The 26,096-nt window shown below is 38.0% G+C and carries 22 protein-coding genes; 13 read left to right on the top strand and 9 right to left on the bottom strand.

All coding sequences use genetic code 11. The features are described 5' to 3' along the window. Positions 1–146: 146 nt before the first annotated feature. From BM143_RS03095 to BM143_RS03080, 4 genes are read right to left on the bottom strand one after another with little or no spacing between them, the layout of a single operon-like run. On the bottom strand, positions 147–830 hold the full coding sequence (locus tag BM143_RS03095; RefSeq protein WP_090022873.1) for a response regulator transcription factor: 684 nt from the start codon (positions 828–830) through the stop codon (positions 147–149). A 3-nt stretch (positions 831–833) separates the two neighbouring features. Further along, positions 834–1,592, bottom strand: a complete 759-nt coding sequence (locus BM143_RS03090) for a sensor histidine kinase (protein WP_090022871.1) — start codon at positions 1,590–1,592, stop codon at positions 834–836. Beyond that, entirely contained in the window at positions 1,559–2,206 is a 648-nt protein-coding gene (locus BM143_RS03085; protein WP_090022869.1) for a hypothetical protein, read from the bottom strand. The genes BM143_RS03090 and BM143_RS03085 overlap by 34 nt, the downstream gene beginning before the upstream one ends. Continuing rightward, complete coding sequence (locus tag BM143_RS03080; RefSeq protein WP_090022867.1) at positions 2,193–2,897, bottom strand: hypothetical protein; 705 nt, start codon at positions 2,895–2,897, stop codon at positions 2,193–2,195. The genes BM143_RS03085 and BM143_RS03080 overlap by 14 nt, the downstream gene beginning before the upstream one ends. A gap of 211 nt (positions 2,898–3,108) precedes the next feature. Between BM143_RS03080 and BM143_RS03075 the strand changes: the two genes are divergently transcribed. The 6 genes from BM143_RS03075 (at position 3,109) to BM143_RS03050 (ending at position 11,006) form a co-directional block, all read left to right on the top strand. Further along, positions 3,109–3,435 (top strand): nucleotide pyrophosphohydrolase, encoded by a 327-nt coding sequence (locus BM143_RS03075; RefSeq protein WP_090022865.1) that lies wholly within the window; start codon positions 3,109–3,111, stop codon positions 3,433–3,435. 9 nt (positions 3,436–3,444) lie between these two features. Next, complete coding sequence (locus tag BM143_RS03070; protein WP_090022863.1) at positions 3,445–5,634, top strand: DNA/RNA helicase domain-containing protein; 2,190 nt, start codon at positions 3,445–3,447, stop codon at positions 5,632–5,634. A 281-nt stretch (positions 5,635–5,915) separates the two neighbouring features. Further along, positions 5,916–6,431, top strand: a complete 516-nt coding sequence (locus BM143_RS03065) for a hypothetical protein (RefSeq protein ID WP_090022862.1) — start codon at positions 5,916–5,918, stop codon at positions 6,429–6,431. A 737-nt stretch (positions 6,432–7,168) separates the two neighbouring features. Next, on the top strand, positions 7,169–8,491 hold the full coding sequence (locus BM143_RS03060; RefSeq protein ID WP_090022859.1) for a DUF262 domain-containing protein: 1,323 nt from the start codon (positions 7,169–7,171) through the stop codon (positions 8,489–8,491). After that, entirely contained in the window at positions 8,484–10,391 is a 1,908-nt protein-coding gene (locus BM143_RS03055) for a DUF262 domain-containing protein (protein WP_090022857.1), read from the top strand. The genes BM143_RS03060 and BM143_RS03055 overlap by 8 nt, the downstream gene beginning before the upstream one ends. Positions 10,392–10,421: 30 nt before the next feature. After that, positions 10,422–11,006, top strand: a complete 585-nt coding sequence (locus BM143_RS03050; protein ID WP_090022855.1) for a hypothetical protein — start codon at positions 10,422–10,424, stop codon at positions 11,004–11,006. A gap of 100 nt (positions 11,007–11,106) precedes the next feature. On the opposite strand, the gene BM143_RS03045 is transcribed toward BM143_RS03050, so the two are convergent. The 3 genes from BM143_RS03045 to BM143_RS03035 form a co-directional block, all read right to left on the bottom strand. Beyond that, entirely contained in the window at positions 11,107–14,232 is a 3,126-nt protein-coding gene (locus tag BM143_RS03045) for a T9SS type A sorting domain-containing protein (protein ID WP_090022853.1), read from the bottom strand. 21 nt (positions 14,233–14,253) lie between these two features. Beyond that, positions 14,254–14,841, bottom strand: coding sequence for a Riean_0653 family protein (locus BM143_RS03040; protein ID WP_090022851.1), 588 nt, complete (start codon positions 14,839–14,841; stop codon positions 14,254–14,256). Between the two features lie 241 nt (positions 14,842–15,082). Beyond that, positions 15,083–16,258, bottom strand: a complete 1,176-nt coding sequence (locus tag BM143_RS03035; protein WP_167375232.1) for a T9SS type A sorting domain-containing protein — start codon at positions 16,256–16,258, stop codon at positions 15,083–15,085. 342 nt (positions 16,259–16,600) lie between these two features. Between BM143_RS03035 and BM143_RS03030 the strand changes: the two genes are divergently transcribed. From BM143_RS03030 to BM143_RS03010, 5 genes are all read left to right on the top strand, one after another. Then, entirely contained in the window at positions 16,601–17,626 is a 1,026-nt protein-coding gene (locus tag BM143_RS03030; RefSeq protein WP_090022847.1) for a hypothetical protein, read from the top strand. Positions 17,627–17,629: 3 nt separating this feature from the next. Further along, complete coding sequence (locus tag BM143_RS03025; RefSeq protein ID WP_090022845.1) at positions 17,630–18,565, top strand: hypothetical protein; 936 nt, start codon at positions 17,630–17,632, stop codon at positions 18,563–18,565. Next, a complete protein-coding gene (locus BM143_RS03020; RefSeq protein WP_090022842.1) occupies positions 18,565–20,157 on the top strand; it encodes a hypothetical protein in 1,593 nt (530 codons plus the stop codon). Before BM143_RS03025 ends, BM143_RS03020 begins: the two co-directional genes overlap by 1 nt. A gap of 339 nt (positions 20,158–20,496) precedes the next feature. Continuing rightward, positions 20,497–21,549 (top strand): hypothetical protein, encoded by a 1,053-nt coding sequence (locus BM143_RS03015; RefSeq protein ID WP_090022840.1) that lies wholly within the window; start codon positions 20,497–20,499, stop codon positions 21,547–21,549. A 17-nt stretch (positions 21,550–21,566) separates the two neighbouring features. Further along, positions 21,567–22,082, top strand: coding sequence for a hypothetical protein (locus BM143_RS03010; protein ID WP_090022838.1), 516 nt, complete (start codon positions 21,567–21,569; stop codon positions 22,080–22,082). A 55-nt stretch (positions 22,083–22,137) separates the two neighbouring features. Here BM143_RS03010 and BM143_RS03005 read toward each other — a convergent pair whose 3' ends face one another. Together BM143_RS03005 and BM143_RS03000 are read right to left on the bottom strand one after the other, a co-directional pair. Next, positions 22,138–22,905 carry a methyltransferase domain-containing protein gene (locus BM143_RS03005; RefSeq protein ID WP_090022836.1) on the bottom strand — a complete coding sequence of 256 codons (768 nt, stop codon included), beginning with the start codon at positions 22,903–22,905 and terminating at the stop codon, positions 22,138–22,140. A gap of 371 nt (positions 22,906–23,276) precedes the next feature. Further along, positions 23,277–23,747: an Lrp/AsnC family transcriptional regulator gene (locus BM143_RS03000; RefSeq protein WP_090022835.1), complete on the bottom strand. Its 471-nt coding sequence runs from the start codon at positions 23,745–23,747 to the stop codon at positions 23,277–23,279. Between the two features lie 142 nt (positions 23,748–23,889). Here BM143_RS03000 and BM143_RS02995 point away from each other — a divergent pair, with 142 nt between their 5' ends. Together BM143_RS02995 and BM143_RS02990 are read left to right on the top strand one after the other, a co-directional pair. Then, complete coding sequence (locus tag BM143_RS02995) at positions 23,890–25,278, top strand: MFS transporter (RefSeq protein ID WP_090022833.1); 1,389 nt, start codon at positions 23,890–23,892, stop codon at positions 25,276–25,278. A 71-nt stretch (positions 25,279–25,349) separates the two neighbouring features. Beyond that, positions 25,350–26,096, top strand: a complete 747-nt coding sequence (locus BM143_RS02990; RefSeq protein ID WP_090022830.1) for a metallophosphoesterase — start codon at positions 25,350–25,352, stop codon at positions 26,094–26,096.

Genomic DNA, 26,096 nt, shown 5'->3' with positions numbered 1-26,096 from the left:
GGCTTCGGGGTGTGGGATAAGGGTTTGTGAGGGAATAGAGAAGCTTTTGAGATCCGAAAGTAAAATTTCAATGTAATTTTGTTGTATTGTAAAAAACTCAAACCCTCCGACCCTCAAACTCTCCAACCCGCACCGCGCTTCCCCGATTACTTATCCAGCAAAACAATCTCATTCGCATCAATGATCCGGTTCTGTACCGCATAAATAACCAGCCCTGCCATATTTTTTACACAGGTTTTGATCATCAGATTGGTTTTATGGGTTTCAACGGTTTTTGGGGAGATAAACAGGGTGTCTGCGATTTCTTTCGTGCTCATCTGCTGACAAACCAGTTTCAATACATCGATTTCCCTTTCCGTAAGATCATCTTTGGAATAAGCGTGAAATTCAGGAAGTTTATTGGAGAGCTGACTTCTCATCACTTCCACCTGATCATTTGAAAAATAATGACCGTTTTCATGTACGGCATTGATGACGGCCGGAAGTTCACTCAGTTCGATTTCTTTCGACAGGAAAGCATGAGCTCCCATCTTCAGCATTTGTCCCATAAAAGAACGTCTGTAAAAACTTGAAAGGACAATGATCTTCATTTCCGTGTCAGTCTGTGATAATGCTGAAAGTACGTCAAGGCCGCTGCCGTCGGTCATTCTAAGATCCAGGATCAGGATATCAGGAATGTTGGTTTCTATTTCCCCGAGGAAAGCTGTTCCGCCTGTACAGGTAAGTATCGTCTGATAGCGGTTATCTTTATCTATATAATCCTTTAAAAGCTGGACAAAGAGAAGGTCATCGTCCACAATACCGATTTTTATTTTTTCTGATTCTTTCATGGTTTAATTTGATTTAAATGCCGTCAGGATCATCCATTGCGTTCCTTTTTCCGGCTTGGTTTTTAGTTTATATACTGCGTTGATCTGCTGGGTTCTTGACTTAATATTTCTGAGGCCGATTCCTCCGTATTGGGTTCCGGTTTTAAAACCACAGCCATTGTCTTTCACGGTCAGAACAAGATATTGAGCTGAAATTCTGAGCCGTATTTCGACCTTTGTGGCTTGGGCGTGTTTCAGAACATTGCTGATCAGTTCCTGAACAATCCTGAATACATTTAATTTTACCGAGCTGCTGATCTTATCTCCATGCGTTCCGGAATGATGAAAAGCCACGGGAATATCTCCAATCTGTTCAAGATAATCGGCAATAAGATCCGGGAGTTCAATATCATCCAGATCCGGCGGCGTAAGGTTGTGGGAAAGTTCGCGGATCAGCTGCATGGAAACCCTGATGTCCTGGCTGAGCTCGTTCACGCTTTTAGTGGCTGTATTTAAACGGATGAGGTTTAATCTTGAAATAATATTATCATGAAGCTCCTCTGCCAGACGTTCCCGGTCTTTTTCCTGAATATAAAGCGTGTTTTCCCAGCATTCCGTCTGGGTATTTCTGACCATCTGCATGACTTTTCTTTTATTTTTTTTAATACTTTTCAGATAAGTGGTGGTGAGTACCGTTATAAATAAGGTTATTAAGAACAGCAGTCCGATCCCGATCCATATCCACAGGACTACTGCCAGATTCTGATTTTCCCGGTACGGCATCCCAGATTAACAATAGCAAGATAAAAGCAGAGCAAAAGCACTCCTCTGAAAAGCCATACAGGAGCCACCCATTCCATATGGTTGTTGATCAGGAAATTAAAAGTCGTGGAGATCACTGTTTCAATCGAGAAAAATAAGAATACGGCTACATTTACAATGAATAAAGTGGTATCTGTTTTGGCCTTTCTGATCACCTGCAGAAAATAAAGCCCTCCAAAGCTGCAGATCACGATATTCGGGATAATATTCGAGTAGAAGGTAAGCGCTTCAATGCTCTGATGATAAAGTATATTAAACGTGAGCAAGATCAAGGCGGAGGCATAAATGGAGACTCTTATCCTTGGAGAAATTTTATAGAAATAGGCATTGTAAATCTCCGTCAGGGCAAGCAGACTTAAAAACTGGCTTAATGAATAATTGTAAACATTGTAGCTCGTCAGTTGCATCAGCCTTCCGATAAGGTCGGAGAGTTCCAAAGCAGCTTCACCCAGAAAGAAGAGAATTAGCAGGAACTTTTCTCTTATTCCGTTCATCATAAACAGGATCAGACCCGACAGCAAAACCAGGTTGATCAGGACTTGTAAAAATAGGGACAGGCTGTTATACAATGCCATCACTTTTGATCAGAAGTTGGAAATTTTGCTGGTCAGACATCGTGAATGGCGGTCTTGGCGTGGAAAAATCTTCTGCTTCCTTACTCATTTCATTCACTTCAAGATGCTTTACGGTGATAAATTCTATATGATAATCCGAAAGGGAACTTCTGTCTTTTAACAGGGTAGTCAGCCCCAGAAAACTGATGCACAACTGATCTTCCTCAAGACCCAGTTTCTCATAATCTGAAAAAGGAATGACGATGAGCCTGAAAAACGGTTTTTCCCTGTTGAGATCAAGCCATGTACTGCCGAACATATTCCATCTGAAATTCCTGTTGACCGCAGATTCCCAGTCAATGGACGGAGCAGCCAAGGCTTCACTGAAATACTGCTGCCACGGATCCACCGAGTCGCGCGTAAATTCTTTCACAAGAATATGGCTGAAATCTGCTTTTGCATCACTCTTTGAATCGATCAGGAAAAACTTCAGACGGCCTTCATCAATGCCTGCATAGGCATGAATAGTTGGCATTTCTTCATGTTCCAGATTATTTTTCCAATCCTGAATTTCTTTTCCCGTCACACTGAAATGCGTTCCCTGATTAAGCGCATTGAGGATCTCCTGTTCACTTACTTTATTCCCGATCTGATACAATTCCGTTAAAGTATTCCATTTCCTCATGGCATTACAGATGTTCTCAATTTCCATAATATTAAATATTTGTGAATAATATTTCTTTATGGTTGAAATTTACGAAAAAATTGGATTTAAATCACGTTGTTTAGAAATAGGTGTATTTAATTAAGCTTCAGAGTTTGCAACATAATATTTTTACTGAAATCATTCTTAGAGCAACAGTTTTATCATTAGATTTCTTACTTTTAAGGTAAAATTGAAACCCTGATTAAAAACCAACTCTATGATAGACACTGAAACTTTGGAGAAACTTTTAAAATTTCGAGATGATCGTGATTGGGAGCAGTTTCATAATTCAAAAGATTTGGCTTTAGCTTTATCCATTGAAGCATCTGAGCTTTTGGAAATATTTTTATGGAAAAAAGATGAAGATTTCAGTAAAGATAAACTGGAAGAGGAGCTGGCAGATGTATTTATGTATGGTCTTCTTCTTGCCCATAAAAATAATATTGATATCAATAATATTATTTTAAAAAAGCTTCACAAGAATGATGAAAAATATCCTGTAAATAAGGCAAAGGGAAGAGCTGATAAATATGATGAACTGTAATTTTTGGAGATGAATAATTTTTTAATTACCGAAGAGTACAAGTTTGATTATTTCGTAGAAAATAATATAAACCATAATCACAGAGACTATGTATCATGGCCTATAGTCTATCTTTTAAAAAACGAACGTAATAAGTCTGCATATGTTGGTGAGACCACAGATGTCCTAACTAGAATAAATACTCACTTAAAGTCGGAAGAAAAAAAACATCTGTCAACGGTAAATCTTATTTTAAGTGAGTTGTTTCATAAATCTGCAACATTGGACTTAGAAGCTAATCTTATTAAGTATATTGCTGGAGATGGAAAATATGCTTTAAAGAATGGGAACCTGGGAATTTCTAATCATCAGTATCACGAAAAGAAAGTTTACTGGGAATTATTCAAAAGTATATGGGGCGAACTTATTAATAGAGGAATAGCTCATCAACCGCTAAATGTGATTGATAATTCTGATCTATTCAAATATTCACCTTATAAATCACTTTCAAAAGAACAGATTAAGGGGTTAAAAATGATCTTAAACTGTCTGCTGGATGAGAACGCTAAAGTGAGTCTTATTCACGGAGGAGCTGGAACAGGTAAATCTATTTTAGCTATTTTTCTATTTAAACTATTAAAAACAGATTTAAGTGATTTTAATTATACAGATTTTGATGGAGAAGACAAAGAATTATTCTCTTTACTAGAAGAGGTTAAAGAGAAATATAGCGATTTAGATATGGCTTTGGTGATTCCCATGGCTTCATTCAGAAAGACTATTTCTAATGTTTTTAAAAATGTAGATGGACTGTCGGCCAAAATGGTAATTGGGCCAGCAGACTTAGGGAAAAAGTCATATGATCTAGTTATTGTAGATGAAGGACACCGTTTAAGGCGGAGGGTGAATTTGGGTTCTTATTATCGTGGATTTGATAATAACTGTCTAAGGCTTGAATTAGATAAATATACGACCTCAGAACTTGATTGGGTTAAGAAACAAAGTAAGAAATCTATTGTTTTTTATGACCAATATCAATCAATAAAGCCTTCAGATACAACTAGAGAGAGTTTTAAGAAGCTGGAAGGAGAAGCTTCTACACGAACAGAAAGATTAAAAAGCCAGTTCAGAGTTCGTGGTGGTAATAAATATATCAAGCTTGTTCATAAACTTTTTGATGAACCATCTGCTTCTTCTGTTGTAGAGAAATATAAAATTAGCTCTTATGAGTTTTATATTTTTGATGATTTAGCGGGGATGGTTGAAAGAATCAAAAAGAAAGATCATATACATGGTTTATCAAGAATGGTAGCAGGTTTTGCTTGGGAATGGGTTTCTAAAAAGAAGCCAGACGAATACGATATTCTTATTGGAGATAACAAGCTTAAATGGAATAGTAAGGATAAAGACTGGGTGAATTCTAAAAATGCAATTAATGAAGTAGGATGTATTCATACGACACAGGGATATGATTTGAATTATACTGGAGTAATCATTGGTCCTGAATTGGATTATGACTTTGAACAGCAGAAATTTGTTGTTTATAAGAACAGGTATAAGGATAAGAATGGCAAACATTCTATTAAAGATGATGACGAGCTTCTGAAGTATGTCATTAACATATATAAGACTATGTTATTAAGGGGTATTCAGGGAACATATATATATGTTTGCAACGAGAATCTAAGGAAGTTTATTCAACAGTTTGTCCTGTTGTTTAAATCCAAAAATAAGACTGATAAGATTAAATTTTTGAACGAACCGGCTGAAAATACTATTCCTTTTTATGATTTGGAAATAGCAGCTGGTGAATTTTCCGAATTTCAGGAGTCTGGAAAAATTCAATATATTGAAGTGGATAGTTCATTGATTAACAATGATCATTTTGCATGTAAAGTTATTGGAGAGTCTATGAATAAGATTATTCCTAATGGAAGCATCTGTTTGTTTAAAAAATATAATGGAGGTTCTCGCAATGGGCTTGTTGTATTGGTTGAAGGGCGAAATATTTTTGATGAAGAATATGGTTCTAATTATACTATTAAGTATTATTCAAGTAAAAAACAGATAAATGAGGAAAATTGGTCCCATGAAGAAATAGTTTTGTCACCTAAGTCAACAAATCCGAAGTTTAAAAATATTACGTTGAATGTTGAAGAGGATCATGAATTTAAAGTTGTTGGTATTTTCATTCAGGTGCTGTATGAAAAGGATTTTTAAACCCTTAAGTCTAAAAAATAATCTGTTCCTTTTAAAAGGAAAATTTACGTATAAATACTGCCTCCATGAGGCAGTATTTTTTTGTAGAATGCATAAAGCCATTTTCACATTTTCATGCCTGAATCATCAATTTTTTCATTAAAAAATTACCAGAAATAAACCGTATTATTTAATTTTTATTTTCTGATGAATGCTCCCCGGAAAATTGCTAACTGCCTGCTTTTTCAATTGCTGTACTCACTATATTTAGAATTATTAACATCCAAAAAACACACAAAATTATGGCACTAGACAATTTAATCAGTTTAAGTTTTTCCAGTGAAGAATTAGCAACTATTGATGAGGCGCTTCAGGCTATACAAACCGCGCTTTTGAGAAAAACCATCAATCTTACCCCGGAACAGAGACAGCAGTACGGGAGGATTGCAGAGCAGAATAAACTTTTCGTGAATAAAGCGAAAAGCTATATGGAGCAGTATGCACAGCATGTTCCGGGATTTCTGGATAAAGCAGAATTCGACAAGGATTATACAGCCAGAGAACAAATCGAACAACGCCTTCAGCGTCTGGATTCTCTGAACGAACAGCTATCTGATACTAAAGTTCTGCTGGATCACGACAATTACCATAACGCGATCAGCTTTTACAGGAATATCAGATTCCTTTCCGAAGAAAACGTCCCGGGAACCAATGTGATCTATGAGGATCTGAAGCAGTTCTTTGTCACATCTCCACAAACTCCTGTTACTCCACCACCGCCGCCACCTGCCGATAATAATGACAGCCAGCCGGGATAATAAGAATGGAAGTAACCCCACTCAAGAGCACGTCACAAGGCGTGCTTTTTTATGGATGCATAGTAAATTGAGGTCAAGGAAAGCAAAAAGTCACGTACACCGATTATGCCAAACGATAAAACGCCCGCTTCATAGAATCAATGCAATTGATTTCCTCTTTTCCTTCTTAAAATAGATAGGTCAGAATGAACCTTTGCGATAAAAAAAGCATGCTGTTTTTTCCCTGCTTTCTACTTCCTGACACCTGTAAAGTGGCTCCAGACACTTGGATAAGTTCCCCGCTCCCCTTACATAACTGGCTAAAGCCACTTTACAAGTCCCCGGAACCCGTTATGCAACCCTATCTACCCCCTTGCCTAAGGGGGTAGATACCCTTTATGAAGGGGGTGGAGACCGTTCGGAAGTCCCTATAGGGGCTTATTGAAGAGGGTAGAGCCACTTTACAAGGGTGTAGCGGTTCTAGAGTTAAGTATTTGAGTAGATTTTGTTAAAAAAATATGTTTTCCCGTAAGTACAATCAGATTTTTTTTAATATTATTGTTATCAAAACTATATAATCTGCTATGAAAATAAATCATTTCAAACTTTCTTTCGGCATCAGACTGCTATTTTCTGCATGAGACTATTTTAAACAGATTTATTTTTCTAATAGAAATATCTAAATTATATTTTAAGACTATTCAGGCTTCTCATTGAGAAATCTGTATAATATTAAATAAAAAACTCAAGATGAAAATATGATAGAAAGCCTTGCTGAAATAGAAAAACAGGGGTCTTTAACTGTTGATGATTTCTTTAATCAATTTAAATTGAAAATATCCGATTATCAAAGACCTTATGTATGGACCGAAAAACAGATCATCAAACTCTATAATGATTTGTCAAATTATTCAGGGAAAAACAAAAATAAATGTCCACTGTATTATCTGGGAACGGTCATTCTGGTTAAAAATAAAGAGGGAAAAACTTACGATATTATAGACGGGCAACAAAGAATTTCCAGCCTGTTGATTTTGGCCCATCTGCAGAAACAAAGTGTGGGGTTAAATGATAATTTTTGTGTAGAATCAGAGATTTCAAGAAATAATATTAAAAAGAATGTTTCTTCTCTTAAAGATCATATTGATGGTTTGACGTTGATGGAGGAATATACTAAAATTGATTTTTCTGATATCAATATCACCTATATTATTGCAGAGTCCCAGGATCAGGCATTTAAATTTTACACCACTTTAAATACGTCAGGAAGGCGGTTAGATGGAATCGACATTATCAAACCATTCCACCTGCAGGCTTTGGAGAAATCAAAACAGATAGAAAAAGCTTTGGATTTAGAATATTATCAGTTTGATTCGGCTAAACTGAACCAGATGTCTGAACTGCTGTTAAAAGCCAGATATTGGCAAGGCATTGAGTTCAGAGAATTTCCAAGGCATAATTTCCAAGAATGGAAGGTGAGGCTGCCAGAAGAATTTGCATATGAAGATATGCTTCCTAATAAAGATTATAAGTTCGCGGAAGCCCGTTTGTCAAAGGGAAAGCTTACCGTGGACGCTCCAAATTATAAAGTGAGACAGCCCTTGTACAAAGGGGAAAATACCATCCATTACCTGATATACTATTGTGAAGTCTGGGACCGTCTTGAGGAGAAGTTAAATTCAGACCATTCAGACATTTTAAATAGAATTAAAAAGCTACGTGGATGTGAATTTAATTATGAGTATTATCAGATGGCTTTAATTACTTTGATTTCCCGATATGGAGAAGGTTTTATTGAAGATAGGAGCTTCATGGGTATGGCCCAACTGTTATTTAAAGTATGTTTTTTCAAAAGACTTTCAAAACCAGTGACTAAGATAACTGTACGTAATTTTGAAGAGGGAGAAAAACTTCTTGACCGGATCTGCTATTCTCATAATCCGGCTGAAATTATTTCGTACTGCAAAAAGAAGAAATACAGTAATTTATCAATTGAAGAAAATCATAAAAACGGTGTAGTGGGGAATTTCTATCATGAATTCAAAGATATTTTAACGAATAAACAAATTAGTAATGTGTAAGTTTGAAATTGCTCCTAACCGGGTGATCGATTTTGATTATTCAGTGAATGTGCCGGTGTATCAGAGACCATACTGTTGGGGGGAAGAAGAAATAGAAAGACTTCTGGAAGATTTTTTAGAAAATCAGAAAAATCCGGGGTATTTTATTGGAAATATTATTGCCATTGATAATGATGGTGTTTATGACCTGATAGATGGACAACAGCGTTTCACGACATTATGGATTCTGTGTCTTTATCTGGCTCATCAAAATAAACAAAACGAGCAGTACAGGAATTTGCTTCAGTTCTGCTGTACTGATGATCAGCCGAGACTCAGCTTTTCAATTAGAAAACATACAAATTTATATCTGGAAGAGCTGCTTAGATCTCATAAACAGATAGAAGAAGGGAAACGGTTTTGGGAAATAGATCATTTGTTGTCAGCAAATAGTGAAAATAAAAAGCTCAAACCGGAATTGGAACAAAACAGAAATATAGCAGCTGCTTTTTCGATTATTGAAAACTGGATAAAAGACCGCAAACAAAATATCTCTATTGAATTTTTGCTGCAAAAAGTGAGTTTTCAGTTTTTAACGGCACCAGCAGGGAGCGATGAAAATAAACTTTTTATTCAGATTAATACCAATGGTACACAATTGCAGCATTATGATATCTTAAAGTCTGAATTAATCAATGCTATACTTCCTGAAAATAGAATAAAGTATGCTAAAATATGGGATAAGATGACGCTGCAGTACTATTCGAAAGCTGAGTATAAATATAATAAAGATCATGCTTTACAGACTGTATTGAAAGATATTATACAGGATGTAATGACCAGCTGTGAAACTGTAGATGAGAATGAGGAAGATAAAAAACAGGATGTAATACAGGATTACCACTATGAATATATGACAGATTTCAATACACTGCTCATTCATACCTTATATATTTTTCAGAAAAAATATGGTACTCAATATGGTATTGAGGGGCCTGAGATATTTGATAAAGAACAGTTGCTAAAGGTGTTCGGTAATTTCAGAAAGTTGATCAGCGATGACAATCAGGAAGATATACGACATCAGGTTGCAGCTGATTTCATCATGGTTTTGAAAGAAGTAAAAGAGGTGATGGACCGTTATATTATATTCAAGGATCTTGAAGATAATGGGTTTGAACTATTAGATATCAGTTTGAAGGAAAATGAAGAGGAGCATCAATATTCTGTCAGGAAAAAGGAGTCTGAACAGCTTCAAAGAATGCTATACCACAGCAATTGGGATAAAAAACATTTTTGGTTGGGATTATATATAGATTTCCTGCTGAATAATGAAAACGAAGATGATGATTTAAAACATCTTGAAATTATAGATAATGCTTTATCCGGGTCTGTAAATGCATTCAAAATTTACGCATCTTACTTTAACGAAAATGCTTCCTTAGAGTGTGGACGAAAAGATTTTAAGAAAGCAGAGGATTTCAAATTTGGAGAAATACAGAGGTACTGGTTTTACAAATTGGAATATCTTCTCTGGAAGAATAACCAGGTAAAATATCCCAATTATAAAATTACATCACGAAGTTCAGTAGAACATGTTCTGCCTCAGAGTAAGCATGACGATTTCAGAAATAAAGAGATTGATATCCATACATTCGGAAACCTTACTTTGCTGTCTGTATCCGAGAATTCATCGTTCTCAGATGATCATTTGAATAACAAGCTGAAGTATTTGAATGGTATGAAGAATCCTCCATTAAAACTTAAAAAGCTTTTCGAAAAACTGGAAGAAAATAATCTTATTAAGGATTTTAATTTTGAGAAAGATACGGAGCCTTATGATTTTTGCGGATTAAAAGGGGCGCTTGGTGATCATGAAATGGAGATGCTAGGGCTGTTAGAAAATCATTATGCTGAATAAGAGAATGTGAAACTGTAAAATATAAATGGTATGAAAATAAATGACTATCAGGAAATCATCTCGACATTCGACAGAGATATAACAATGCATGTGGAGAGTCTTAAAAAACACATCTCAGATATCCGGTTTGATACGGAGAATGCAGTTTGCTTTACGCTTTCCGACGATTTTGATTCTTCTTTGTTTTTGAAAAAAGAGAAAAAGCAGGGACTTTATATGTTTGAGCTAAATCTTGATACCTATTTAAATGCTGGTGTAAAAAGAGAAACCAGGATAAAAAACTTTGCAGAGGCATGGAAAAAGAAGAAACAGGATTCTTTCTTTTCTTCCAGTACAATTCAAAAGAGGTTAAAGGTTAGAGAACTCTTTAAAGAACAGTGGCTTCCTATTTATATCGGGAAAAATAAGAATATCTACTGTAGAATAAGGGAACATATAGATTTGTCACCACAAAAACAGACTTACGCCATGAAGCTAAGACACAGAACAAATTTACATGGACTGGAGTTCAGGGTGTCTACTATTGAACTTGACGTAAAAAATTATGACTTCATAGTTCCTTACGTAGAAAAATCTTTAAGAGAAGAGTATCATCCTATCATAGGTAAGCAGTAGAGCTTAATATAGCTTATCTACAGACTTTTTAATAAATAACAAAAAAATGGCAGCCTTTGAGGGCTGCCATTCATATTTAAAAACATTTTATCAATGCATTTTATTTCTTAATAATCTGGTGGGTTTCAGATTTTCCGTTGTAGATTATTTTTAAAGTATATACGCCTGGCAGTAGAGCTGATGCAGACATTGTTCCTCTGAAATTATTCAGTTTAATGCTTCCGCTTCTGTTTCCTGTTGGATTGTATAATTCAGCCTGAATATCGGTTTTGATTTCAGATGTGTTGGCTGGATCTAGTAGTGAGATATTGATGATATCGTCTGTAGGATTGGGAGAAATCGTGAAATAGTTTTCTACCTGCATCATTCTGGAAGAATAGATATTCCAGTAGAACCATTTCCATGGACCCCATCCACAAGCACTTTTCGCTCTTCCTTTAAAGGCAAGGGTACTGTTACTTCCTGTTGCCTGAAGATTGGCCGTTTTACCTTTACTTCCGTTTCCGTTGTTCTGAACATCCGCTACGTAAGGAGAACTTACAAATTTGAAGTTACCCATTACTTTTTCCCATTCCCAGGTATTTCCTGAGTGGTCTGAACTGTCTAATCCTGCTGCATCAAGACTTAAAGATATCGTAGATCCTACCGGGAAAGAAGTGGTAATCCCCTGTAAATAACACATGGTCTGACTTGGATCCGTACAGTAATTCTGCATATAAACCATTGGGGCACCTATCCAAACGTCTTTTATTACGCTGTTGCTGGCACCGTCTCCGGAAAGTGATGCCTGAAGTCTTACATTTCCGTTGGCATACGGTTTTGGCGTGAAAGTAATCTGAGGCAAGTCGGTAGGCCCATTGATATCAACAAGACCTGCTCCATTAACGATAGACCACGAGATAGACGGTGCAAAACCGGTAGTATACGTAAGAGGGGTAGCTCCACATGATGCGGCATCTCCTCCGATCTTGATTTTGGATCCGCACAGATAAGAAGAAGTTATTTTCTGATTCTGTACAGCCGTATTTGTTGAAAGCTGGTTCAGGATAAACTGTCCGTTTCTTGTACTGAAAGTGATATGCTCCTGATTGGCATCTACTTTTTCTGCAACAAAATTAGCGAAAGGAACATTCGCAGCGTCATCAACCGGAGAGAATGGTCTCTGATAATCCGCCTCTGTTAAAACGGTATTTCCTGATTTGTAATCCAGTGCACTTGGCGTAGGAATAAAGCTGAACGGAGTGGTGGTAAGATTCTCAGTTACGTATGATGGCAGCTGGTTTTGAGCCAGTTTAAATTTACCGCCTCCATATTTATCTATAGGAAGAATACCTCCCGGCTGTGTTCTGCTTCCTCCAAGTAAGGTTACCTGAGCATTGATCAGCCAAAGCACTTTCTTTTTGTATTTAATGCTTCCGTTGTACACCTGTGTTCCGGCATTAAGCTGAGTCATAGGACGTACTGTGAAGTCAAATACATATTTGGAGCTTCCCGGAACCGATGAAAGTAAAATCATATCCAGACGGTTAGTAGCTACGCCCACCAATGCTCCTATGATATCGGAGAATAAATGCTGTTTATTGGTTTCCTTATAAAGACGAAGTAGATTGGAAAGAGTCTGGTCTGTTCCGCACTCACTGCCGTTAGATATGGCTACATTTCTGGTCAGCTGAGGATAACCTTTAAGTTTAAGCTCGTTTTGCCAGTTATCATGGATCGTATTGTTAAGCTGATAATTACGGTCAGCATAATTGATAAGCATCTGTCTGGCAGCAGGAGTATCCGTCAAAGTAAGGACATCATTGATAGAGATTCCCTGATTGAACATCGGAACAATAAATTCTCCGATTCCCGCCACTAGAGGAGTTCTGATATAAGCTCTTGCGACATTAGTCAACATATACTGCATTCCCAATGGAATATTCGCACCCAGATGTGGGCTGTCATCAGAAATGAAAAGCTTGGTCACATGAGGGATTCCTTTTTGCTCCATGTCTTTCAATGCATATCTGGCTACAAGGCCACCCATACTTTGCCCCATCACTACATTAGGCTCCATTCCGGACTTTTTTGCATTCACCCATTGAATAGCCGTTGAAAGCAGAGCTGCGTTATTCTGGATATAGTCTACACCGTTATTCCAGTCTACATAGATGATATCATAACCGTTATTGATATCAAAATACAATGAAGAGGATCCTCCCGCAAGGCTTGAAATAAACGTATCAATATTCGTCAGACCTGCTTCCTGCGTTGGAGCGACAATAGCACCCATGTCAAAACCTTCTGCTACAATAAGAGGCTTGGTAATTTGGGTATGTCCCGGAGCAAGCTTGATGTACATCGTAGCTCTGTTGGCACCATTAAAAATCACGTTCTTAGTGTATTGACCTAAGTTCGTGTTTTTAGATTCCATGGCCGTATCCACATATTTCCCCATATCACCATTGATGGTAAACTGGGTATGCGTATACAATACTTCCCCGGAATTAAGGGTAACCTTGAAAGTCCAGTGATACGTTCCCAATGCAGCATAGCTTACATTAATCAGCTGGTTGTAAGGCAACAGCTCATAAGGCAGCTGATCACTTAGTTTATATTCTATTTTCTGAATCTGTGAAGTCTGATTCGTCAGAAACAGATTGTTAGGAAGCTTAATCTTAAAATTAAGCTTATTGTGAGAAGATACGGAAGGAGAAAGGGCAAGTACATACTTTTCTTCATATGGATTTTGCCATACGCCGTTCACATATTTATCCTGTACAGTACCATTATTAACGGTTAATGTACCCGGATCACCCGTATTTTGTGCGTTCTGCTGGGTAGCCTGTGAAAACTGGCTGTACTTGTAGAAAACGCCTCCAAGAGGAATGATATCCATCTGCTGTTCCGTTTTCCATTGAGAAACAAGATCATCCGAAGTGTGGGTGATAGACGCATTTGCAGAAAGACGGCTCATAAGGACCGTATTATAAATATCCGCTACCAGTTTAGAGCTGGTATAAGAGCTGTCTGGCATCGTACCGTCATATTTTTTAAGATTGGCGAATTCTATCGCTGCATCCAGAAGAAGGCCATTGGGAATTCTGTCCTTTTCCAGATTGGCAAAAACAGACTGCAGGGTATTGTCCTGAATATCCCTGACCCTGGGGATGACTTTTTTGGCCTGGCCGAAACCAATGAATCCCGATAAGGATACAATAAAGAGAAAAACTTTTGTTTTCATAAAGGTATTAGTTAAAAAAAATTATTGATATTTTCTGTCGAAACGGCCATCAGTAATGGTTACTGCATCTCCGTCATAATAGTATTTGGCTTTAAAGCTGAAGGTTCCCGAAATGATTTTATTGGCTTTGTCAAATTTGGTGATGGATAATGTGCCTATGTTTTCATGGTCCGTAGCATAGATTTTAGATGAATCATAGTACAGTCCATGATCGTTTTCATTTAACGGATAATCTCCAACCGCGAAATCCTGATTGCTCACCAGCAAGAGCTGAATGGTATTCCCGGATGGGTTTTCAGCATTTCTTAAATGGATTTTCAGTGAATATTCATTGTTCACAAATGTATAGGTGGTATTATTTCCCAGTGCGGCAACGGTGGATTTTTCAATTTTGGAAACCCATATTTTACCGTTTACCAATGCGCCTCCGGTATCTGCTCCGGTTTGTGTAGCCTGGGGAAGTGTAGGGTCGGTATCACTGTTTTTATCCTTGCATGAGGATAAAATTCCTATGAGAGAAATAGTGAGTAGAAAGCTCTTCATGGCTTTTTGGTTATATGATGTTTTAAAAATAAAGTATTTCCCAAACCCGTTAAAATTAAATTTCATTCATAAGGGAAATATTTTTTAAAGATATAAAAATATTTAAGTTTTGGCCCTTTGTTACTGGGAAAATGATAAGTTTTAAATTTATTTACATTGAAGTTTTTTCGTTATTGTCTCATATTGTGGGAATTAATAGGAGAGTTGTTAGATGAATAATTCAAATCCATTTGAGAGATACAAAAAAAACAGTCGATGAAATATAAAATCTCATCGACTGCATTTTTGAAAATAATATATCAAGAATCTAATCCCGGATAACCATTTTTTTAGAGCCCGTTACTTTTCCGTCTGTCGTCATTTTATAAACGTAGGTACCGGATGGCAGGTCGGAACCTGAAAGTGTAACTTTAGCATTTCCTCTTTCGCGAAGAGGAAGAGATTTCACCAGCTGACCGGAGGTATTGTAAACTTCAATGGAAGCTGTTTTTGCATGATCGGGAAGATAATAACTGATGCTTGTTCCGTTTTTGGTGGGATTGGGAACATTTTGAGAAAGCTTAGCTGCGTCTGATGATGAAAGGTCTGATGATAAACCGTTCTTATTCAGTAACAACTGTTTCAGCTCTTCTACCGTGTTTTCAAGATTTTTGATGCGGTCTTCCAGCTGCATGATGGTTTCGTCGGAAGACGCTGTTTTATTAAGCGGGGTATTGGAAACCATTACATTTCCACTGGCATCTACAACCAGAGCATTTCCGCTTCCTGTTGGCAGATTCTCATGTCTCACCGTTCCTACCGTATGAAAATTAGCTGTAGGAGCCAGCGTGAGAATACCTACGCTTTTATCCTTGATCAGCATAGTGGCTGTAGGAGATAAACCAAACATGATCGACAATGGAATATTATTCGTCAGTTTTACGCCTCCGGTTCCGGATCCGATCACAAAAGAACGGTTCCCCGTAGCCGCAAGATCAATTCCGAATCCTCCGGAATACACATCTTTAAGGTCGATACCTACACCTAAAGCAAATTGGTTATGATTTCTGATGATGTTTTTCCACCCCAGAGCTACAGATTTGCTGGAATTATTTTGAACAATATTGTCCTGTCCGCTCACGATGTTGGCACCTCCGCCATTACTGAGATCATTTCCCCAGCCGCTTACTATGGAACTTCCGGCTTGTGCTCCAAGAATATTGGATGATCCCGCAATGATGCTTCCTTTTACTTTCGCCACATTGGAGTTATTAACTGCATCAACGATGAATGAACCAGCCTCGTTGAGAATAGCCTGCCCCGGATTGGTAGAAGCTCCATTGGTTCTGAGAAAAAATGCCCTTGGATCTACGGTACCGGCATAATTGGCTGGAGTGATTCCCCCGTTTCCGGTAATTTGCCATTGTTGTGCGCTTGCCATTCCTGTTAAAAGCAGCATAGCAGCGGTCAGACCATTTTTCATGGATAATAGTGATGTTTTCATAAATTTTGAATTTTGGTGGTTTTTAGTTATCACTAATGTATGAAATATTATAACCATAAACTATATTAATCACTTCAATGTGAATTTAAATTACGTTTTTAATGATTAAAATTCAGTGATAAAAGGAATAGTTTGTATTATTTGTAATTTCTATAACTTTTATTTGTAAAATCTAAATATCAGGAGCACCTTTTTAATACAGCTTTTTTTTGTTATTCCAGGTTTTTGAAATTATTTTTTATTTCCCATAAGAAAAAGAAGTGTTTACGGCTTCCCGTAATTTTTCTCTTATGGTTGTTTGTAGTTTCGGGCATTATAAAACGAAAACAATAATCAAACATTATGAATAAAAAAACGACTCCGGCAGACCTCTTTTTAGGGATTCTTGCTTTATTGCTGATCAGTGTAAGCTTTTATCAGACCTGGCTCGGGCTTCAGCAGATCTTTGGCCCCGCATCATTTGTGATCGCTCTGGTATTATCTCTTTTGCTCTTGTTTCTGTGCTGGATGCTCAGAAATGCCAAACTGGAAGGAAAACCTACAGGAAGTCTGGTGGGAATCTATGTATTTATTGCCTCTTTTTGTTTCATCGCCAACTTTAATGCATTGTACACCAGATTCATGAAGACAGATATTTATACCGATGAACTCAGGGAAATCAATAAAAGTTTTATGGCATTGGAAAATGATGTGGAATCAAAGCTGAGCTATAAATACAATAAAATAACGACTCAGAATATTGAGATCAAGAAAAAGCAACTCATGGAGCAGATCAAAGATCCCGGAAATAAAGGAATCGGAACCCGTGCGCAATCGCTTATCAGGGATATTGAAAAGCTGACCGGCCAGAAAGTGGATCTTCTGACACCGGTAGGAAGTGACTACGAAGATCTCTCCGAAAGAATGGGCCATCAGATTGATAATATGATCTCGGACCTCTCTCCGGAAGAAAGAGCTTTGAAAACAGATCTTAATAACGCAGCCCTAAAATGGAATAAAAATATTCAGAACCTTCTCTTGTTGTCCAAAAAAGAAAAAGATGACCTTTCACAAGGGGTGATTGATGAGTCTCTTGCCGAATATAATAAATTGGGAAGCAGGGCTCAGAATGTTTTAGGAAATGAAAAAATCCATTTTGAGCCTATCGTTTCACAAACCCAGGAAGTGGGAAAGATTGGTTTTGCTTTTGAGCATGCCATCAAACACTTTGGAATGTATCAGTTTGTGGTGCTGGCAGGATGTATTTTATTGGATTTTGTCATCGTGATTATTATTTTACTGGTAACGGGACCGGATAACAACAGAAACAACAGAGGCAGTGTTTTCAATAACAAAAGAAGCGGCAATACTTTAATTCCTAATAACTAAGCCATGGAAAATTTTAACGAAAAATTTAAACCCTTATCCTTTGATCAGGAAGCCGAAGAAATGCTGAAACCTCTTTCGTTTGATCATGATCAGAGCATTCAGGAAGATTTTGTTCCTATCGCCAGAACCATTTCAAACGATATCAAGAATAAAGAAAGCAATTTTGTCTTTTTCTTTGGAACCTCCGAATCAGGGAAATCTGTGATTCTCTCTTCTATGCTTTATTATCTGAAATCTCATGCAGGCGTGCTTAGACCTAAACTTGGAACACCCAATACGAAAGAAGCCAATGTTCTGTTGTCTGATTTTTTTGAAAATATCAGGCAAGGAATTTTGCCGGGCAGGTCGACGAGAGACCAGGTGACCCGTCTTGATTTGGTTTTTGAGCCGAATAACAAATCTAAAAAGGTAGTTCCGATAGATCTTACCTTCCTTGAGACTTCAGGAGAAAACCATAATGAAATCAGAAGGGGAGGCAGCTATCACAGCAGTATAGAATCCTTTCTTAATGCGAATGTACCGATCACATTTATTATTGTCACCAGCTACGAATCTGCTCATAAAGAAGACAGTGTGATCAATGAATTTTTAGATGAACTGGAAAGAAAAGGGAAAAACATGAAATCCGTTAATGCCGTCCTTGTGATTTCCAAATGGGATAAATCCGGCAGGATGGATGTGGAAAGTGCCGAAGAGCTGGAAGGTTTTATTTCAGAACGTCTGCCGATGACTGCACAAAGAATCAATACTTATGGATTGAGCAAATCCTATTATACCATCGGAAGCGTTCAGAACGCAGTAGGACAGGAAAGGGTGAATCTGCTTAATCTTTCTACGGCGGAAGTTTTGTCTAAATGGCTTTACAGAAGCATCACAGGATATGATCTGGATTATGAGGGGACATTTTGGGAACGTTTAAAATTTAGTTTTACAAGCTGATGAGTACGACTTACTTTTTTTCAGCATTCGGAACTTTTGGAAATCCGAATGGCTTCCGTCAGTCTTATTTTTTAGGGGGAAATGCAGATGTGGTGAGGCATATCAAAACATTTGATTTAAAAACAGATGCCATAAAGCTTTTTCCGGGGACTAAAATCTACGGAATACGTAAGGAAGCGGCAGGTTCATCATCCCTCATCTCTTACGCAGTATATACTTTTGCAAAGGAGCAGAATTCACAGCGGGGCGGCACATTTATAGGGTCAAGTCTTATTTTTGTCGATAAAATAGCTTCCGAAAGTCTGATCATTAGTGTCTTGGATGAATTTCACCAACATCTGGAAGCGCACAATGTGTCAGAAGGTGTCATTGTCACTAATCATTCTGATAAATTTTCCGTAGATCTGCCGAAGGATTATGATAAGATCAGCTTAAATATAAGGGAGTTGGGAGATTTAAGCCCAGCTCAGATAAGTAATAATTATCTGATGGTTTACAGTGAGACTCATCCGTCTCAGCTCCAGCAGCTTTTCAGCAAGGCCACTGATCTGCTGAATTCATATGAGATGATTTATTTTACTGAGAGCCATGAAGTCGCTGAATTTGTAAAACAGAAAGGGATTTTTAAAATTGTGGACCTGAATGGTTTTGAACGGGAGATTCAAAGATGTCATGAAGAAAAATCAAAAGCACTTACCTGCTACATCCGGGATCTGGAATTAGAAAAAGAAACTTTAAAGGAAGACCGGAAACAACTCCTTGACCATCTTGAAAGGCAGATTGCCCAAAATGAAAAGCGACATCAGGAAAACGAAAAAAATATCCGGGAGTCTAAAGAAGGAATCACGGCAATCAATACGGAATTTGATCAATACAGTGGGAAAATTACTGAGCTGATCAGTACTTTAAAATCCGACGGGAAGGTTGAGAATATTAAAAAGCAGCATCTGGAAAACAGGAAAAAATTTGCAGATAAGATCCGGCTTAACAGAGATATCGGAGCGCTCAGTGCAATGGGATCTTCATCAGGCCAGAGAAGTGTAAAACCACCTTTGGGAAATAGCCTGGAGGATTTCGGCAGAGGAGAAAGCAGAGAGAATAGAGGATCTAAACTGAACGGGTATAAAATTGCGTTCTGGAGCCTTCTTCTGTTGTTGGCAGTTTCAGCAGTAGCTTATATTATGTTTTTTGACGGTGGAAAGATGATAGGGTACCCGATGGAAGAGAATGTTGTAACTGTTGAGAATAACAATGCCGATACTGTAGGTACAGAAAATAAAAATTCAGAAACTGTGGTGGAGCCCTCTTCCGTAAACCTGAATCCCTTTCCTAATGCAGAATTAAATGAAAACGATTGGCGTTTGGTGGCCAAAAAGGCGGCGTCCGGAACTAAAATAGACAGTCTGATCCGTGTTATTTATAAAGAGAATCCTTCAACAGTCAACGACTATTACAAACATCAGAAAAAAGATTATAAGAACTATCTCTATTCTCTAAACGACAAGAGTTTTGAAATAAGAGGTTCGGATACGCTTCTTAGAGATACTTTAAAGAGAATTCCTAATTATATAACACCTGGTTCAATTCATTAGTCTGTTTTGAAATCTGGAAAAAATAATACGTATATAATTTCCAAAGATGCATCATAAGGGTGCATCTTTTTTTGTGTTTAATAAGAAAGAAGTAAATAAGATTTATAATCATTTTTACGAGAAAAGAATTTTGTTTTCAAAAATAAAATCATTTTTTTTCACTACCATTTAAGTGCCTTCTATGCCGCCAAATAGATCTGTTTAATTCAAAAAATAACAGAGCAGATAGGGGGCTTAAATCGGACTTTGGTATGCATCTTGTTCACAAATCTTGTGATGTAGAATTTCATTTTTCCCTCTTTATATTATGTAAAAAATACTAATTTATTATAAAATCATATGGATAATTTAAATTTTAGTGCCATTAATGAGAAATTCATTTTCTTGTTAATGGCTCTTTTTTACGGCATTGTGGGAGCACAATGTACAGCTTATACCGGCCAGGCCATGAATCCTGGACAGACCTATTGTCTTACCGGGAGCCTTACTTTAGTTAACGATATCATGATTCCTGAGGATGCACTTCTGATCATCCAGCCGGGAGCTTCGCTTATCGTAAAAGGGATTACCGTGAATGGTAGTTTGGAAATTGGTGATGCAGGAAGTGTAAAGTCAGAAGGCTCGATCCTGATAGGGGTTTTCGGAAGCCAGAAGAACTCAAAAATAAAGCTGGGAACAAAAGCTTACCTTTCGCTTACGGGATCGGTATCCCAGGGTGATCCTACATTTTTGGGAACATTTCCGGGATCCATGTCTACGATTGATATGGGAACCTACAGTGTTGTGGAAATATGCGGAACATTCAGCCAGCAGTCTACCACCTATCCCTTTGTGAATTATGTGGGAGCTCCTTTGGGAAAAGCCTACTGTATTGCAAAAGCACAGGTGAGTGGAGGAGGAACTTCCATATTCAGTAATGATAGTCAGATTGTAGCCATCGCCATGGATACCGTAACAGGATTGCTGCCAGGAAACGCCAGCTTCTGTGGACCTAATGCTACCAAAGCCTCATGTCCGACCTTATGGCCTGACGGACTTCCTGAAGATAAGTTCGCCTGCGGTTTCGCGGATGAGATTGTTCATGAGTTAGACGATTACTGTACCAAACCTGGAACTTTGGGAACGCCGGACGGTTTTACCAAAATGGGAATTACCGTACAACAGAAAACGACCAGTTGGCCGGAAAATGTTCCAAATGGTTTTCTCGCATTGGAATCAAAAACGAAAGGTTTCGTTATTACCCGGGTACAGCATGTAAGCCAGACGCCTCAGTTGGGAGATGCCGTTGCAGAGCCGAAAGAGGGAATGCTGGTGTACGATATTCAGGACCATTGTGTCAAGCTATACAATGGAACCCAATGGAAATGCATCGAAAGAAGCTGTAATGATTAACTTAATCTGTCAATAATATGAAACCTATAAAAAACATAAGTATAGCCCTGTTATTAGTAGTTTTTAATACTTTTTACGCCCAGGTAGCTATAGAAAAAGAAACTGTTGATGGCAACAGTACAGTATTGGATTTCAATAATACCCCGACCAATACAAAAGGTATTATTCTTCCCGCTACACAGGGACTTCCAACGGCTAGTCCGGCAAACGGAACTTTTATTTTCGATAAATCCGACGATAAAATAAAGGTGTACGAAAATGATATCTGGAAACCTCTAAGTGATACGGGGAATTCATCTGCAGTTATCGTTAATACTTCGGATGAAACCGGTAATGGAGTGGTGATCGGCACTCAGGTTGGCAGCGCAGATGGAGTACTCGTCCTGGAATCACCGGATAAAGCGATGATTCTTCCTAAAATATCGGTGCCTCATCTCAACGTGAAAAATCCGTATCCCGGAATGATCTGTTATGATACAGCCAGTAAAACTTTCGCTGTCTTTGACGGAACCGTTTGGAATTACTGGAAATAATTACAGTGTCAAACTGTTCAAAAAAGCCCTGCATGAATTATACGCAGGGCTTTTTTTATTTTTTTCTTCCATACAGAAGGATTCTCTTAAAAGCATAAATAGCAGGAAGTTTTGGGAAACTCTTCTCAATACGCTTTTTAAATTCTGTCGTAAAGATGGTTTGTTGTTCCTCGTCAAGTCTTTCCAGATAAGGAATCAAAGCTGATCCGGAGATAAATTTGAATAAAGTTTCGTGATCTTCCGCGATGATAGGATATACCTTTTGTGATAAATTCAGATCTTTAATACCGTTCTCAAACAAAATCTGCGCATATTCATCGATGGTAAGCACGGCAGACGGGCGGTTCCAGCCATTGAGTTGTGCACGGAAAGGCTCCCCAGTCGCCAGTTCGGAAAGAATAATATTCAGGGTGTTTCCCGGTTGGTAAGGCATCTGTACAGCGAGCTGACCGCCAGTATTCAGTTTGGAAATCAGTTTTGGGAAAAGCTCCTGATGATTGTCAGACCATTGCAGAGCCGCATTGCTGAAGATAAGATCCCAGTTTTCATCAGCTTCTAACATGTCTTCTGTTGTTGCGATCCTGAAGTGGAGGCGTTCATTTTCCAGCGCTTTAGATTTTTCCAGCATTTCAGGAGATGAATCAATTCCTGTAAAGGTGGCATGAGTCAGTTTGTCCGTAAGTATGGATGTTTGTCCACCCGTTCCGCAGCCCAGGTCTACTGCTTTCATGTCATTCTCATTGGTGATCAGTTCGGCAAGATCGTAAAACGGTTTAAAACGGATATCTTTAAATTGATTGTAAACGTCAGGATTCCAGGGCATATTCGGTGATTTTAAATGGATCTTCAATTTAGCAATTACTGAATAGAACAAAGAATTTTAAGTATTAAAAGATTCTTAAAAGATAGGGAGCGGGAAGATGGGAGATGGAAGTTACTGGAAGGAGAAAGGGTAATCATTCCCGTTTTTATTGAATATTTAAAGCTTATTAATTGGGCTAAGGCACTCAGGTCTTGATAATGATCTTGGAGCTTGAACCCTTGGCAAGGTTTAAAACCTTGCCAAGGGTAGAAAACGTAAGTTAGCCCAGCATTCAGATTGAGTTAAATATTTTACATGCAAAAGATCTGAATCAATTCACAGGCTGAAAGTAACTTCCATCTCCCATCTTCCCACTTCCATCATCGAAACCTCTACAAAATCTGCACACTTTCCTTAATACTATTCATCACAAAAATACTCTTCGTCTGTCCGATGCCCTCAATTTCAGAAAGCTTATTGACAAAAAATTCATGGAAGTCATCCATATTCGGAGCAAGGATCTTAAGCATAAAATCAAAATCCCCGCTGATGTTGTAAAATTCTACCACTTCTTTCAGCTTACCTACTTCTTCAATGAATTTTCCGGCTGTTTTTTTATTGTGAACATTTAAAGCAATCATGCAGATCACCATCATGCCTTTATTTACTTTTTTACGGTCAACTACGGCGGTGTATTCTTTGATGATTCCGAGCTTTTCCATCCGTTTAATCCGTTCGTGGGTAGGTGTGGGGCTTAAATTGATCCTGGCGGAAATATCACGGACACTCATTTTAGCGTCTTTCTGTAGCAAACGCAGGATGGAAAGGTCTTTTTCGTCGGGAGTATATTGTTCTGCGGTCATTTGTTCTGTTTTTAAGCTTGTTATGAATGGTTATAGTGTATTTGTTCTTTTTGAATTGATTAAATTAACAATACGTTCCAAATTTAACATATAATTTTGACATATGTTCTTTTAAAATTAATTTTGCAGGAAATTTGAATCTATGAGTACAAGGAAAAATTTAATATTAATTTTAGCATCGGTGGGAACATTTGTAGAGGCTTTGGATATTGCCATTATTAATTTAACCATTCCTTCTATTCAGGAGCAGTTCAATATTGGAGCGGAAACAGTACAATGGTTGCAAACCCTGTATGTATTGTTTTTTGGAGGTTTTCTGATCATTGGTGGAAAGCTTTCCGATCAGATCGGACGTAAAAAAGTATTTCTTATCGGAGGCCTGATTTTTATGCTGACTTCTTTGGGAGCCGGACTTTCGCAGAGCTTTGAAGCTTTAGCCATATTCCGTGCCCTTCAGGGATTGGGAGCAGCCTTGATCATGCCTTCCGCTTTATCTATTGTGACGAATACCTTCAGAGGAGAACAGGAACGTAACCGAGCGATCGGGGTTTTCAGTTCGTTTGCTGCGATCGGTTCCGGAAGCGGACTTTCTGTGGGAGGAATTATCAGTACGTATCTGAGTTGGCACTGGGTTTTCCTGATCAATGTTCCTATTCTTTTACTGACGCTGATCTTTGCTTATCAATACCTGCCTGCGGATGAAAAAAGCGAAGCCGGACAAAAAACAGATTTCGTTTCAGGAATGCTGCTGGTTTTCGGACTATTAAGCCTTACTTACGGAACGCATGAATTGATCCATATCAAAGAGAATCCCATAATGATTATCGGTTCTCTGGTACTTGCTGTTCTGCTTTTAGTTGCTGTATTTATCCGATTGAAGTCTGTAGCCCAGCCACTGATTGATCTGAAAATATTTAAGCACCGGTCTTTAGTGATTTCTAATGTGGTTTTCCTCACACTAGGAGCGTTTTTCATAGGATTTTTGTTTCTTATTTCATTAATGCTTCAGAAAGATATGGGACACAGTGCGGCTTCGGCTGGACTGATGCTGGTGCCGTTCAGTATTATGTCTGCATTAGCTGCGAAATTTATACTGCCTTCTGTTTCTAAAAGATTGAGTTCTTCCCAGATGGGTGTATTCGGTTGGAGTTTTATGTTGGCCGGAGCTTTATCCTTACTGATTGCGGTATATACAGGACATCCGCTGGCCGTTGTTTTACTGGGAGCTGCGTGTATTTCAGGAATCGGAATGACCTTCTGTTTTACGGCACTTTCGGTGATGGGAATTCAGGATGTAGAACCTTCTCATTACGGGGTGGCATCAAGCTTGAGTTCTACCAGTTACTTTCTGGGAGCGGGTATCGGACTTTCGTTCATGACTTTGATGAGTCAGATCTTTCCGTCAAAATATGCAGTTGGAGATTTGAGTTTAATTATTCTGGCAGGTTATGCTTTATTGGCTCTGGGAATGCTCTTGTATTTCATCTTTAAAAGTTTAAAAATCAGAGAAACGGAAATTGCGGTTTCGTAAGTGGATTAAAATATACAAACTATATGAAAAAGGATCGGCATTATTGTGCCGGTTCTTTTTATTTTAGCAAAATGAAAATACAAATCATCAGCGACCTTCATCAGGAATTCGGATCGACTGATTTATGTTTTGATCATGCGGATGTCGTCGTATTGCCCGGAGATATTAATCTTGGGACCAAAGGTATTGAATGGATCAAATCAAAAATAAAAGATAAACCTGTCATCTATGTTCTGGGAAACCATGAATATTATAAAGGGTCTTACCCAAAAACACTCGATAAAATCAAGCATGCTGGGATAGATTCAAATGTATTTGTTCTTGAAAATGAATCCGTGGATATTGATGGTGTTCGTTTTCACGGAGCAACACTGTGGACGGATTTTTCTATTTTCGGAGATCCTTTGTATCACGGAATGGTCTGCCAGCCGATAATGAATGATTATAAAAAGATCAGACGGGATCCTTCCTATTCAAAGATGAGGACTATTGATACATTTAAAATTCATCAGTTTTCAAAGCTATGGTTAAAAGAAAGTCTGGAGAATTCTGTGGGCTTACAAAATATTGTCGTTACCCACCACGCACCCAGCATTCAGTCTGTTCCGCAACAATACAAAGAAGATCCTGTGACTTCCGCTTATGCCTCCAATCTGGAAGATTTTATTACAGAATATCAGCCGCTCTACTGGATTCACGGGCACATCCATACGCCCTGCAGATACACTATTGGGAAAACCGAGGTGATCTGTAACCCACATGGCTATATCGATGAAAAATATAATGGTTTTGAAAAAGAGCTGATTATTGAATTGTAG

The organism is Chryseobacterium oleae (assembly GCF_900115055.1).
GTDB classification, from domain to species: Bacteria; Bacteroidota; Bacteroidia; order Flavobacteriales; family Weeksellaceae; genus Chryseobacterium; species Chryseobacterium oleae.
Note: the sequence above shows the minus strand (reverse complement) of the source record. Positions and strands in the feature narration are given on the sequence as shown.

Excerpts from the sequence above, each read along its gene's own strand:
- BM143_RS03070 (WP_090022863.1), top strand. The coding sequence starts at position 3,445 with ATGAATAATTTTTTAATTACCGAAGAGTACAAGTTTGATTATTTCGTA.
- BM143_RS03055 (WP_090022857.1), top strand. The coding sequence starts at position 8,484 with ATGTGTAAGTTTGAAATTGCTCCTAACCGGGTGATCGATTTTGATTAT.
- BM143_RS03060 (WP_090022859.1), top strand. The coding sequence starts at position 7,169 with ATGATAGAAAGCCTTGCTGAAATAGAAAAACAGGGGTCTTTAACTGTT.
- BM143_RS03025 (WP_090022845.1), top strand. The coding sequence starts at position 17,630 with ATGGAAAATTTTAACGAAAAATTTAAACCCTTATCCTTTGATCAGGAA.
- BM143_RS03040 (WP_090022851.1), bottom strand. The coding sequence starts at position 14,841 with ATGAAATTTAATTTTAACGGGTTTGGGAAATACTTTATTTTTAAAACA.
- BM143_RS02990 (WP_090022830.1), top strand. The coding sequence starts at position 25,350 with ATGAAAATACAAATCATCAGCGACCTTCATCAGGAATTCGGATCGACT.
- BM143_RS03090 (WP_090022871.1), bottom strand. The coding sequence starts at position 1,592 with ATGCCGTACCGGGAAAATCAGAATCTGGCAGTAGTCCTGTGGATATGG.
- BM143_RS03045 (WP_090022853.1), bottom strand. The coding sequence starts at position 14,232 with ATGAAAACAAAAGTTTTTCTCTTTATTGTATCCTTATCGGGATTCATT.
- BM143_RS03015 (WP_090022840.1), top strand. The coding sequence starts at position 20,497 with ATGGATAATTTAAATTTTAGTGCCATTAATGAGAAATTCATTTTCTTG.
- BM143_RS03030 (WP_090022847.1), top strand. The coding sequence starts at position 16,601 with ATGAATAAAAAAACGACTCCGGCAGACCTCTTTTTAGGGATTCTTGCT.
- BM143_RS03075 (WP_090022865.1), top strand. The coding sequence starts at position 3,109 with ATGATAGACACTGAAACTTTGGAGAAACTTTTAAAATTTCGAGATGAT.
- BM143_RS03000 (WP_090022835.1), bottom strand. The coding sequence starts at position 23,747 with ATGACCGCAGAACAATATACTCCCGACGAAAAAGACCTTTCCATCCTG.
- BM143_RS03050 (WP_090022855.1), top strand. The coding sequence starts at position 10,422 with ATGAAAATAAATGACTATCAGGAAATCATCTCGACATTCGACAGAGAT.
- BM143_RS03005 (WP_090022836.1), bottom strand. The coding sequence starts at position 22,905 with ATGCCCTGGAATCCTGACGTTTACAATCAATTTAAAGATATCCGTTTT.
- BM143_RS03065 (WP_090022862.1), top strand. The coding sequence starts at position 5,916 with ATGGCACTAGACAATTTAATCAGTTTAAGTTTTTCCAGTGAAGAATTA.
- BM143_RS03035 (WP_167375232.1), bottom strand. The coding sequence starts at position 16,258 with ATGAAAACATCACTATTATCCATGAAAAATGGTCTGACCGCTGCTATG.
- BM143_RS03020 (WP_090022842.1), top strand. The coding sequence starts at position 18,565 with ATGAGTACGACTTACTTTTTTTCAGCATTCGGAACTTTTGGAAATCCG.
- BM143_RS03085 (WP_090022869.1), bottom strand. The coding sequence starts at position 2,206 with ATGGCATTGTATAACAGCCTGTCCCTATTTTTACAAGTCCTGATCAAC.
- BM143_RS03080 (WP_090022867.1), bottom strand. The coding sequence starts at position 2,897 with ATGGAAATTGAGAACATCTGTAATGCCATGAGGAAATGGAATACTTTA.
- BM143_RS02995 (WP_090022833.1), top strand. The coding sequence starts at position 23,890 with ATGAGTACAAGGAAAAATTTAATATTAATTTTAGCATCGGTGGGAACA.
- BM143_RS03010 (WP_090022838.1), top strand. The coding sequence starts at position 21,567 with ATGAAACCTATAAAAAACATAAGTATAGCCCTGTTATTAGTAGTTTTT.
- BM143_RS03095 (WP_090022873.1), bottom strand. The coding sequence starts at position 830 with ATGAAAGAATCAGAAAAAATAAAAATCGGTATTGTGGACGATGACCTT.